The sequence below is a fragment of the Pseudomonas sp. SA195 genome (assembly GCF_054131565.1).
The window spans coordinates 494,660-506,982 of record NZ_CP096392.1 but is presented as its reverse complement, the minus strand read 5'-3'; the positions used below and the strand labels follow the sequence as shown (position 1 = coordinate 506,982).

The 12,323-nt window shown below is 61.8% G+C and carries 6 protein-coding genes; 3 read left to right on the top strand and 3 right to left on the bottom strand.

Going from position 1 to position 12,323, the window contains the following annotated elements; translation table 11 throughout:
* Positions 1-44: 44 nt before the first annotated feature.
* The gene (ilvE, locus tag M1D78_RS02255) at positions 45-968 is read right to left on the bottom strand and encodes a branched-chain-amino-acid transaminase (protein WP_437422183.1); all 924 of its coding nucleotides are present in this window, start codon (positions 966-968) and stop codon (positions 45-47) included.
* Positions 969-1,010: 42 nt separating this feature from the next.
* Positions 1,011-3,956 (bottom strand): bifunctional [glutamate--ammonia ligase]-adenylyl-L-tyrosine phosphorylase/[glutamate--ammonia-ligase] adenylyltransferase, encoded by a 2,946-nt coding sequence (gene glnE / locus M1D78_RS02250; protein WP_437422184.1) that lies wholly within the window; start codon positions 3,954-3,956, stop codon positions 1,011-1,013.
* Positions 3,957-4,230: 274 nt separating this feature from the next.
* Between glnE and aceE the strand changes: the two genes are divergently transcribed.
* A complete protein-coding gene (gene aceE / locus M1D78_RS02245; protein WP_437422185.1) occupies positions 4,231-6,876 on the top strand; it encodes a pyruvate dehydrogenase (acetyl-transferring), homodimeric type in 2,646 nt (881 codons plus the stop codon).
* A 24-nt stretch (positions 6,877-6,900) separates the two neighbouring features.
* Positions 6,901-8,898 (top strand): dihydrolipoyllysine-residue acetyltransferase, encoded by a 1,998-nt coding sequence (gene aceF, locus M1D78_RS02240; RefSeq protein WP_437422186.1) that lies wholly within the window; start codon positions 6,901-6,903, stop codon positions 8,896-8,898.
* 61 nt (positions 8,899-8,959) lie between these two features.
* Here aceF and M1D78_RS02235 read toward each other — a convergent pair whose 3' ends face one another.
* A complete protein-coding gene (locus M1D78_RS02235; RefSeq protein WP_437422510.1) occupies positions 8,960-9,448 on the bottom strand; it encodes a hypothetical protein in 489 nt (162 codons plus the stop codon).
* 149 nt (positions 9,449-9,597) lie between these two features.
* Here M1D78_RS02235 and M1D78_RS02230 point away from each other — a divergent pair, with 149 nt between their 5' ends.
* Positions 9,598-12,270 carry a sensor domain-containing protein gene (locus M1D78_RS02230; RefSeq protein ID WP_437422187.1) on the top strand — a complete coding sequence of 891 codons (2,673 nt, stop codon included), beginning with the start codon at positions 9,598-9,600 and terminating at the stop codon, positions 12,268-12,270.
* Positions 12,271-12,323: the final 53 nt, after the last annotated feature.

Sequence of the window (12,323 nt, the reverse complement as noted above, 5' to 3'; positions counted from 1 at the left end):
AGGTTGCACAGAGAAGCGTCTCGCCAGCCCCCAGCCCAGGGCCTTCAACCTACCAGCGTCCGCCAGGCGGCGTGCGCGTCGGTCTTGCCGGAGACGAGATCGAAATACGCCTTCTGGACGCGCTCGGTCACTGGGCCACGGCGGCCGATGCCGATGCTGCGGCCATCGACTTCGCGAATCGGCGTGACTTCGGCAGCCGTGCCGGTGAAGAAGGCCTCGTCGGCGATGTAGACCTCATCGCGGGTGATACGCTTCTCGACCACTTTGATACCCAGCTCGTCGGCCAGGGTCAGCACAGTGGCGCGGGTGATGCCGTTGAGGCACGCAGTGACCTCGGGGGTATAGATCACGCCATCCTTGATGATGAAGATGTTTTCGCCCGAGCCCTCGGCCACGTAGCCTTCCGGGTCGAGCATCAAGGCTTCGTCAGCGCCGCCAGAGATGGCTTCCTGCAGGGCCAGCATCGAGTTGATGTAGGCACCGTTGGACTTGGCGCGGGTCATGCTGATGTTGACGTGGTGACGGGTAAAGGAGCTGGTGCGAACCTTGATGCCCTTTTCCAGCGCCTCGTCGCCCATGTAGGCGCCCCAGTGCCAGGCTGCGACGATCACGTGCACTTTCAGGCCGCTGGCGCGCAGGCCCATGCCTTCAGATCCGTAGAAGACCATCGGACGGATGTAGGCGCTTTCCAGGTTATTTTCGCGAACGGCGGCGCGGGTGGCCTCGTTAATTTCTTCCTTCGAATACGGCATCTTCATGTTCATGATGTGCGCCGAATCGAACAGGCGATCGGTGTGCGCCTGCAGACGGAAGATTGCGGTGCCGGCCGGCGTGTCGTAGGCGCGCACGCCTTCGAAAACGCCCATGCCGTAATGCAGGGTGTGAGTCAGCACATGGGTGGTCGCGTCGCGCCACTGAACCAGCTCACCGTCATACCAGATCACGCCATCACGATCGGCCATCGACATTGTTGCCACCTCGGAATTCGATAAATGCTGTTTGCAGACGAGTCAGGCAAGCCCCAGTTCGCGCCAGATACGCATCACGGCACGTCGCTCGTCATGAAATTGGTCCCCACTCACCACGCCAGGCAGGTTTTGCAGTGATTGCCGGTGGGCCGCTGCACGGTAGGCCTTGTAGGCATCTTGCAACAGCCGCACCTCATCGCCGGTCATCAATCCGGCCTGCTCCAACCCATCGAGAATGCGGATGTTATCGGTATAGCGCAGCAGTTGCGGATGCTGGTGCGACCACGCCAAAGCCGCGTATTGCACCATAAATTCGATATCGACGATACCACCGGCATCCTGCTTGAGGTTGAACTCGCCGTCGGGCAGGAAGGCGCTGTCGGCCGTGCCGGCCTGGGTGGAACGGGTGCCGAGATTGTCGCGCATCTTGGCACGCATCTCGCTGACCTCACTGCGCAGCTGTTCCAGATCACGGGGCTGCCCCAGAACCGAAGCACGGACCTTTTCGAAATCTGCCCCTAACTGAGGGCACCCGACGAGCACCCTGGCACGCACCAACGCCTGATGCTCCCAGGTCCATGCCTCCCCGCTCTGGTAACGCTCAAAAGCGCCCAACGAGCTGACCAGCAACCCGGCGGCACCGGACGGCCGCAGTCGCATGTCAACCTCGTAAAGCTGGCCGGAGGTGGTCTGGGTAGTCAGCAGGTGAATGATGCGTTGCCCCAGGCGAGTAAAGAATTGCGCCCCATCGATGGGCTTGCCGCCATCGGTTTCGGCATTCGGATCACCGTCGTGAATGAAGACCAAGTCCAGATCCGAGCCGTGACCGAACTCAAGACCACCGACCTTGCCGTAGCCGACGATGACGAAGGCCGGATCACAAAGCGAACCGTCGCTACGCCGCGGCTGGCCGTGACGCGCGACCGTATGCCGCCAGGCCAGCGCCAGCACTTCTTCGAGAATCGCTTCTGCCAGCCAAGTCAGATAGTCGCTAACTTTCATCAAGGGCAGCGTGCCGGCGATCTCCGAGGCGGCGACGCGCAGCCGATGCGCCAACTTGAAGTGGCGCAGGGCTTCCATTTGCTGTTCGAGATCGTCTTCAGGAATTCGCGCCAACCGCTCACGCAGTTCGGACGCCAATTCAGGCGCCTGCGGCGGGCTGAACAGGCGCCCCGCGTTGAGCAACTCATCCAGCAACAGCGGGAAGCGAGTGATCTGCTCGGCGATCCACGGGCTGCCCGCGCAAAGCTCGAGCAGCCGCTGCAAGGCGCCAGGATTTTCGGTCAGCAGCACGAGATAAGCCGAACGCCGTGCCACCGCCTCGACCAGTGGCATGACGCGCTCGAGTACCAGGTCCGGGTCGTCCTGCTCTACCGCTTGTGCGAGCAGCCGTGGGATGAAGGCGTCCAGCCGTTCGCGGCCAAGCCGCTGCATGGTACGCACCTGATTTCCGCTGCGCAGCGCGGCAAGGCGCTGACAGGCGCCCTGGCCGTCGCGAAAACCGGCATCGGTCAACTGGCGGCAGGCGTGCTCCTCATCCCAATCCTGCTCCCAAAGCGGCAGCCACTCGCCACCGACGAGCGTTTCGCCCTCGGCTTTCTCGTCCTCATCCGGATCGGCAATCACTTGCTGGAAATGCCACGCCACGCGCCCACGCCAATGAAGCAATTTCTCGTGGAATGCCTCCCAGTGATCGAAGCCCATGATGAAAGCGACACGATCGCAGTCGATCGCGCTGTCCGGCAGCATTTGCGTCTGACGGTCATCGATGGCCTGCAGCGCATGCTCGGTATAGCGCAGAAATTCATAGGCCTCGCGAAGTTCGTCGACCGCCGGCGCAGGCAGATAGCCCTGGCCCGCAAGCGTAGTCAGCACCTTTAGCAGCGGCCGCTGCTGAAGGCTCAGGTCACGGCCGCCATGGATCAATTGGAAAGCCTGCGCGATAAACTCCACTTCGCGAATACCACCGGAGCCCAGCTTGATGTTGGCCGCCATGCCCTTGCGCCGGACTTCTTGCTGTATCAGCTGTTTCATGGTGCGCAGCGCGTCGATCGCCGAGAAGTCGAGATAGCGCCGGTAGACGAAGGGGTGGAGCATTTCGAGCAGCACCTTGCCTGCCGACTGATCGCCACCCACTACGCGCGCCTTGATCATGGCGTAGCGTTCCCAGTCGCGCCCTTGATCCTGGTAGTACTGCTCCAGCGCATTGAAGCTCAGCACCAGCGAGCCGGACGAGCCATAGGGCCGCAGGCGCATGTCGACGCGAAAAACGAAACCGTCGAGTGTCGGCGCATCGAGCGCCTTGATCAGTCGCTGACCGAGGCGGATGAAGAATTCCTGGTTATCCAGTGAGCGTTTAGCGCCAACGGTTTCGCCACCTTCTGGATAGCCGAATATCAGATCGATATCCGAAGAGAGATTGAGCTCGCGGGCGCCGAGCTTGCCCATGCCGAGGATGACCATGTGCTGCGGCTCGCTGCTACGCCGCCCGGTCGGCACGCCGAACTGCTCGCAGTGACGCGTATAGAGCCAGGCGTAGGCCAGGTCGATGCAGGCGTCGGCCAGATCCGAAAGGTCGCCGCAGGTTTCGGCCAGGTCAGCCTGGCGCGTCAGGTCACGCCAGACGATACGCACCTGCTGGCGGTTGCGGAAACGCCGCAGCCGTCGCGCCAGCTCGTCCTCGTCGCTGCAATCGGCCAGCGCTTCAGCGAGCGACGCCCGCATCTCGCCACTCTTCAGCGAACGCTCCAACAACCCGGATGAGGCCAGCCCCAGCAGCATCGAAGGATCTCGACTAACCTGTTCGCTGACGAAATCACTGGCGGCGCAGACCCGCCCGAACGCCTCGCGCCGTGGCTCGGGCCAAGCGATGAACGCATCCACCTCCTGCGCCGATGAGTCGCGCAGCGCATCGAGGAACGTCTCCTCGGCACGACTGACCAAAGAATGGAGCGAGGTGGGCAGCGCAACCAGCGGTGGCAGACTCATAGGGCTCCTTAGCGAACGATTGGCTACAAGACAGCGAAAGTATCGAGCCAGAGCCCTGGAACCCAAGCCAGCCAAGCCAGCGGGGTCGCTGCGCATGTAGTTTTACTACGAATGATTGTTACAGGGGGCTGAATCAAGAGCGGTTTTGTAGTAAAACTACAGGGCCCGGCTCTACCCCCGGCATCATATCCAAGAACATATACGCACCGGCCCACAAAGCCGGCAGCGAAGTCAGGCAACCGATTCTGGAAGCCTTTCCGCCCTGGAGCAAGCCATGCAAGATCTCGATCCCGTCGAAACCCAGGAATGGCTGGACGCCCTCGAGTCAGTCCTCGACCGAGAAGGTGAAGACCGCGCCCATTACCTCATGACCCGGATGGGGGAACTGGCCACCCGTAGTGGTACTCCCCTGCCCTACGGCATCACCACCCCGTATCGCAACACCATCCCTGTCACGCGCGAAGCCAAGATGCCCGGCGACCTGTTCATGGAGCGACGCATTCGCTCCCTGGTCCGCTGGAACGCGCTGGCGATGGTGATGCGCGCGAACATGAAGGACCCGGACCTGGGTGGACACATTTCCACCTTTGCCTCCAGCGCGACGCTCTATGACATCGGCTTCAACTACTTCTTCCAGGCTCCAACCGAAGAACACGGCGGCGACCTGATCTATTACCAGGGTCACGCCTCGCCCGGCATCTACGCTCGCGCCTTCCTCGAAGGTCGCCTGACCGAAGACCAGATGCTCAACTTCCGCCAGGAAGTCGATGGCCAAGGCCTGTCGAGCTACCCGCACCCGCACCTGATGCCGGACTTCTGGCAGTTCCCGACCGTATCCATGGGTCTGGGTCCGATCACCGCGATCTACCAGGCGCGTTTCATGAAGTACCTGGAAAACCGCGGCTTCATTCCGAAGGGCAAGCAGCGCGTCTGGTGCTTTATCGGTGACGGCGAGTGCGACGAGCCCGAAACCCTCGGTGCCATCTCCCTGGCCGGCCGCGAGAACCTCGACAACCTGGTGTTCGTCATCAACTGCAACTTGCAGCGCCTGGACGGCCCGGTTCGAGGCAACAGCAAGATCATCCAGGAACTGGAAGGCGTGTTCAAAGGCGCGAACTGGAACGTCAACAAGGTCGTTTGGGGCCGCCTGTGGGATCCGCTATTCGCTGCCGACGAAGACGGTCGCATGCAGCGTCGCATGGACCAGGCCATCGACGGCGAATACCAGAACTACAAGGCCAAAGATGGCGCTTATGTGCGCAAGCATTTCTTCGGTGCCGATCCGGAGCTGCTCAAGCGCGTCGAGAGCATGTCCGACGAAGAAGTCTGGAAGCTCAACCGTGGCGGCCACGACCCCTACAAGGTTTATGCGGCCTATCACCAGGCGGTCAACCACAAGGGCCAGCCGACGGTCATCCTGGCCAAGACCATCAAGGGCTACGGCACCGGTGCCGGTGAGGCGAAGAACATCGCCCACAACACCAAGAAAGTCGATATCGACAGCCTGAAGAAATTCCGCGATCGCTTCGATATCCCGGTCAACGATTCTCAGCTGGAAGAGCTGCCGTTCTACCGTCCGGCCGAAGACAGCGCCGAGATGAAGTACCTGCGCAAGTGCCGTGAAAAGCTCGGCGGCTCGTTGCCGCAGCGTCGGCCGAAGAGCTTCAGCATCCCGACGCCGCCGCTGGAAACCCTCAAGGCGGTACTCGACGGCTCCGGCGAGCGCGAGATTTCCACCACCATGGCCTTCGGCCGGATTCTCTCGCAGCTGGTCAAGGACAAGGACCTGGGCAAGCGCATTGTCCCGATCCTCGCCGACGAGGCGCGTACCTTCGGCATGGAAGGCATGTTCCGCCAGCTGGGCATCTACTCGCCTGTCGGGCAGCTGTACGAGCCGGTCGACCGCGATCAGGTGATGTACTACCGCGAGGAAAAGGACGGCCAGATCCTGCAGGAAGGCCTCAACGAAGCCGGCGCGTTCTCCTCGTTCATCGCGGCAGGTACCGCCTACAGCAACTACAACCAGCCCATGCTGCCGGTCTACATCTTCTACTCGATGTTCGGCTTCCAGCGCATCGGCGACCTGGCCTGGGCGGCGGGCGATGCCCAGACCCGCGGCTTCCTGCTGGGCGGTACCTCAGGGCGCACCACGCTCAACGGCGAAGGCCTGCAGCACGAAGACGGCCACAGCCACATTCTGGCCAGCACCATCCCCAACTGCCGCAGCTATGACCCCACCTACGGCTACGAGCTGGCGGTGATCATGCATCACGGTATGCACGAGATGATGGAGCAGCAGAAAAGCGTCTACTACTACATCACCGTGATGAACGAGAACTACCAGCAGCCGGCCATGCCCCAAGGGGTCGAGGACGGCATCATCAAGGGCATGTACCTGCTCGAGGAAGCCAAGGGCGACTTCAAGCACCGCGTGCAGCTGCTGGGCTCGGGCACCATCCTGCGTGAAGTGCGCGCGGCGGTGGACATCCTCGCCAAGATGGGCGTCGGCGCCGATGTCTGGAGCGTCACCAGCTTCAACGAACTGCGCCGTGATGGCCTGGCCGTGGACCGCTGGAACCGCCTGCACCCGACCGAAGAACCCCGCAAGAGCTACGTCGAGCAGTGCCTGGAAGGCCGTGAAGGTCCGGTAGTGGCCTCGACCGACTACATGAAACTGTTCGCTGATCAGATCCGTCAGTGGGTGCCTTCGCGCGAATATCAGGTGCTGGGCACCGACGGCTTCGGCCGCAGCGACTCGCGCGCCAAGCTGCGTGATTTCTTCGAAGTCGACCGTCGCTGGGTGGCCGTCGCCGCGCTGCAGGCTCTCGCCGATCGCGGCGCCATCGAACGCAAGGTCGTGGCCAATGCCATCACCGAGTTCGGTATCGACCCCGAGAAGCGCAATCCGCTGGATTGCTGATGCGTGCGCACAGGAGAACCTATTGTGAGTGAAACCATACGCGTACCCGACATCGGCAGCGGTGAGGGTGAAGTAATCGAGTTGTTCGTCAAGGTCGGCGACCGTATCGAGGCCGACCAGAGCATCCTGACGCTTGAATCCGACAAGGCCAGCATGGAAATTCCGGCGCCCAAGGCGGGCGTCGTGAAGGCCTTGAAGGTCAAGCTCGGCGACCGCCTGAAGGAAGGTGACGAGCTACTTGAGCTGGAAAGTGAAGACGGCCAGAGCAGCGAGGCACCGGCGCAAGCCGCTGCCGAGCCAGCCGGCGCAGCAACCGGTGGGCCAGCTGATGAAGCTGAAGTCCCAACGCCTCCGGGCGACGAGAATCCATCAGCATCCGCTGACGAAGGCGAGTCGCAGGAGATCAAGGTTCCGGACATCGGCTCCTCCGGCAAAGCCAGCGTGATCGAAGTTTCAGTGAAGCCCGGCGACACCATTGCCGCCGAGCAAGCGCTGATCACCCTCGAGTCCGACAAGGCCAGCATGGAGATCCCCTCGCCCGCCGCAGGCGTGGTCGAGAGCATCTCGGTCAAGGTGGGGGATGAAGTCGGTACCGGCGATCTGATCCTGATCCTCAAGGGCGAAGCAGCAAGCAAACCGGCAGCAGCCAGCAGCGCGCCGCAAAGCCAACCGAAGGAAAAGCTCACCGAACAGGCCGCCGAAGCACCGGCCGAAGCGGCTGGCGAATCCGTCGAAGAGGTTCGTATTCCAGACATCGGCTCCAGCGGCAGCGCCAAGGTCATTGAAGTCATGATCAAGGCCGGCGACAGCGTTGAAGCCGATCAGTCGCTGATCACCCTCGAGTCCGACAAGGCCAGCATGGAAATCCCGGCGCCAAAAGCAGGCGTCGTGGAGTCGTTGTCGATCAAGGTGGGTGACGATGCCAAGACTGGCGATCTGATCCTGACCCTGAAGGTCAAAGGCGCAGCGCCAGCGAAAAAGGCCGAGCCCAAGCCGCAGGAAGCCGCACCGCAGCAAAAGGCCGTCGCGCCCAACAAGCAGGGCGTTCCGGAAGCCAAGGCAACGGCGACCCCCGCTCCGGCCGTAAGCGGCCCGAGCAAGGCCGGCACCAAGGTGCATGCGGGCCCAGCCGTGCGTATGACCGCACGTGAGTTCGGTGTCGAGCTGGCTGACGTTCAAGGCACTGGCCCGAAGGGGCGCATCCTCAAGGAAGACGTCCAGGCCTACGTCAAGAACATGATGCACAAAGCCAAGCAGGCGCCAGCCGCCGGCGCGGCGGGCGGCTCGGGTATCCCAGCGGTTCCGGAAGTGGACTTCAGCAAATTCGGTGAAGTCGAAGAAGTCCCGATGACACGCCTGATGCAGGTCGGCGCCGCCAACCTGCATCGCAGCTGGCTCAACGTGCCGCACGTGACCCAGTTCGAGTCCTCGGACATCACCGAGCTGGAAGCCTTCCGCGTTTCGCAGAAGGCGGTCGCGGAGAAAGCCGGCGTCAAGCTGACCGTACTGCCGCTGCTGCTCAAGGCGTGCGCGCATCTGCTCAAGGAGCTGCCGGAGTTCAACGCCTCGCTTGCGCCAAGCGGCAAGGCCGTGATCCGCAAGAAGTACGTCCACATCGGCTTCGCCGTGGATACACCGGACGGCTTGCTGGTTCCGGTCATCAAGAACGTCGACCAGAAGAGCCTGCTGCAGCTGGCCGCGGAAGCGGCGGAACTCGCCGAGAAGGCACGCACCAAGAAGCTGTCACCGGATGCCATGCAGGGCGCCTGCTTCACGATCTCCAGCCTCGGCCACATTGGCGGTACCGGCTTCACGCCGATCGTCAATGCGCCGGAAGTGGCGATCCTCGGCGTTTCCAAGGCGACCATGCAACCGGTATGGGATGGCAAGGCGTTCCAGCCTCGCCTGATGCTGCCGCTGTCGCTGTCCTACGATCACCGCGTCATCAACGGGGCCGCAGCCGCGCGCTTCACCAAGCGCCTGTCCGAGCTGCTCGCGGACATCCGCACGATGTTGCTGTGAGTCGTTGACCATGAAAAAACCCGCTTCGGCGGGTTTTTTCATGCTGGGGCGATGCGTGTCGTCAGCCCTTTTGCATATTGCGCAGCAGGAACGACAAGGCTTTGGCCAGCTCCTCGGCGCCCTGAGGGTCGCGCAGGATGGTCAGCCAAGGCTCTCCGTCGCTGGAATTACCGAAGGTGCAGACCAGCCCCTGGGTCGGGCATCGGTATTGCAGGTAAGGGTCGACACCAAAGACGCTCAGGCTACGGTTTCGGACGGCCAGATTGCCGGAGGCATCACGACGCTCTTCGCGAATGCGCAGCTCGCCGGGCTGCCCCACGTCTAGCCGGTAATCGAGGTCATGCGGATCAGGTTGGCCGACTTGATAAGACGCCCGCAGGCCATAGGTTTTCAGCAACGCATTGGTATGCGCGAGCAAGGCCTGGCGCTCATTGGATGTCAGGTAAAGCGACTTCAGCTCAGCGAGGTATCGAGCAGGTTCGTCAGACCCCAGGGTGTTGGTTTCCGCCGCTTTTAGCTGCTCGCCGGCGACGAGCAGGAGCGAGACCATCAGGAAGTTCAGTAGCCGACTTGTCAGTCCCTGCTGCATGATGCACCCTTGTGATAATTAATGTTATTTAGCCATCGCTTTGCCAGGAAACGCGCCTAGATTGGGCCTGGCAGAGCGATTCCCGCAGCATACTGGAAGCAAACCGCTCGATGAAAATACATACCGATGCCGCCAGCCGTCTGGCGACCGAGGTTGTGACGCAGTTGCCAGTGCCTTCCAGGCTCGGCATGCTGCGCTTCGAGCGCCTAAATGAATCCAGCTGGGCGCTGCTTTACCTGGACCCCGCCTGCGAGCGCTACCTAGGCCAACCGGCCCAAGAGCTGTGCTCTCTGATCGACTCACCCTACGCCAGCCTGATGGAACCCCAGGCCCGGCTGCAGCTGCACGACATCATCCAGACACAACTGGCCGACCTCGGTCATTACTCGGTCCGCTACTGCATTCACGCCGCGAACGGCATGCTGGATTTGCTCGAAATTGGTGAGCTCTGCCAGCAATATGGCCGCGAAGTCGTGTGTGGCTACCTGATCGTTGAGCAACACAGCGCCGTCTCGCCTGCGCTCGAGATCGAGAACGCAAAGCTTAGATCATCCCTGGAGTTCTACCAGCAGGCCCAGGACGAACACCTTGAGCACTTGATCCGCTCACGCGCCCAACAGAGCTTGATCGTGCGGCTGGCACGCCACCGTTACAGCTCGCCCGACCCACAGCTCGAGGCCGCCCAACTGATCACCCGAGCAGCGAGCGAAGCCTATGGCATCGCACGCGCAGCAATCTGGCATGTCAATGGCAGCCAGCTCGAAGCGATCGCCGCGTATCGGCGCGATACCAACAGCCACGAATACCCAGGCACGCTCGATACCACGACGTGCCCCCGGTATCTGGAGGCGCTCCATGCCAGTCGCGCCATCGACGTTCAAAATGTCGTAGACGACCCGCGTACTCAGGAGCTGGTGGAGCACTTCTTCAAGCCCCGCGGCATTACCTCCATCCTCGACGCGACCATCCGTGTCGGCGGTGAAGTGATCGGTGTGCTCTGCCTGGCGCATTCAGGGTGCGCCCGAGCCTGGCACACCGACGAGGTGGCGTTCGCTGGCGAGCTGGCCGACCAATATGCGCAGGTACTGGCCAATCAACAGCGACTAAGCGCCACTCACACGCTGCATTTGTTCCAGCGGGCGGTGGAACAGAGTGCCAGCGCATTCATCCTGGTCGACCGTGACGGTGTGGTGGACTACGTCAACCCCAGCTTCACCTCCATTACGCAGTTCTCCGCCGAGGAGGTACGCGGCCGGCGGCTGGCAGACCTGACCGCCCTGGAGAACCTCAGCGAGCTGCTCTTCGACACCTCATCCGCGCTGGCCAACAACAACAGCTGGCAAGGTGAGTTCCGCAGCCGCCGCAAGAATCTCGAGCCCTACTGGGGGCAGTTGTCGATCTCCAAAGTCTTCGGCGAAAGTGGTGAGCTCACGCACTACATCGGCATTTATGAAGACATAACGCATAGCAAACTGGCGCAGCAGCATATCGAGCGCCTGGCCTACACCGACAACCTGACCAACCTCGGAAACCGCCCCTTCTTCATACGCAGCATTGAAGAACGCTTCGCGCGCAATGCGAGCCCCAGGCTGTGCTTGCTGCTGGTGGACATTGACAATTTCAAGCGCATCAACGACAGCCTGGGTCACCAGACCGGCGACAAACTCCTGACCAGCCTGGCCCGTCGCCTGCGCAACAGCCTGAACCGTGACAGCGTCCTGGCGCGCTTTGCCAGCAACGAGTTCGCCCTGCTGCTCGACGACATGGATCTCGACGAAGGCCATCGGCTGGCGAATCAAGTCCTGCGCATCCTCGACAAACCGCTCTTCGTCGATAAGCAGCTGATCACCGTCAGCGCCTCACTGGGCCTGGCGTGCGCGCCGCTTCACGGACGCGACCCGGAAACGCTGATGAAGCATGCAGGTCAGGCGCTGCACAAGGCCAAGGCCAACGGCAAGAACCAAGTCCAGGTCTTTACCGAAGCGTTGCATGCCGAGGCGAATTACAAGCTGTTCGTCGAGAACAACCTGCGGCGTGCGTTGGTGCAAAACGAACTGGAGATCTTCTACCAACCCAAGCTCTGCCTGAGAACCGGCCGCCTACAGGGGCTCGAGGCACTGCTGCGTTGGCATCATCCGGAAAAGGGCATGATCCGCCCGGACCAATTCATTAGCGTTGCTGAGGAAACCGGGCTGATCATCCCGATCGGCAAATGGGTGGCGCGCGAAGCCTGCCGCATGAGCAAGCAGCTGGCCGCGCTGGGCAATGGCACCCCGCACATGGCGATCAATCTCTCGCCCAAGCAGTTCTCCGACCCCGAGCTGGTCGACTCCATCGCCCGCGTGCTGGCAGAGGAAGGTCTACCGCCTGAAATGCTCGAACTCGAACTCACCGAGAGCCTGCTGCTGGAAGCCACTGACGAGACCCGCCAGCAACTGATCGGCCTCAAGGCGCTGGGCGTCACGCTGGCGATGGACGACTTTGGGACCGGCTATTCGTCACTCAGCTACTTGAAGAAATTCCCGATCGACGTGATCAAGATCGATCGCAGCTTCATCAAGGACATCCCTGGCAACCAGGACGACATGGAAATCACTTCCGCCGTGATCGCCATGGCCCGCAACCTGCGCCTGAAAGTCGTGGCCGAAGGAGTCGAAACGCCCGAACAGCTCGCCTTCCTACGCCAGCACCGCTGCGATATCGGCCAAGGTTACCTGTTCGATCGGCCAATTCCCGGCAATACCCTGCTCGCCAGTCTCGGTCGCTATCCACGCTGGGCCTAACCGCTCGTTCATAGAAAAGCGCTTTGGTTTATCGCGCCGTTGGCCTAGGCTTT

Bases quoted from the DNA above. Each gene is read 5' to 3' on its own strand.
- ilvE (WP_437422183.1), bottom strand. From the start codon at position 968: ATGTCGATGGCCGATCGTGATGGCGTGATCTGGTATGACGGTGAGCTG.
- aceE (WP_437422185.1), top strand. From the start codon at position 4,231: ATGCAAGATCTCGATCCCGTCGAAACCCAGGAATGGCTGGACGCCCTC.
- M1D78_RS02230 (WP_437422187.1), top strand. From the start codon at position 9,598: ATGAAAATACATACCGATGCCGCCAGCCGTCTGGCGACCGAGGTTGTG.
- M1D78_RS02235 (WP_437422510.1), bottom strand. From the start codon at position 9,448: ATGGTCTCGCTCCTGCTCGTCGCCGGCGAGCAGCTAAAAGCGGCGGAA.
- glnE (WP_437422184.1), bottom strand. From the start codon at position 3,956: ATGAGTCTGCCACCGCTGGTTGCGCTGCCCACCTCGCTCCATTCTTTG.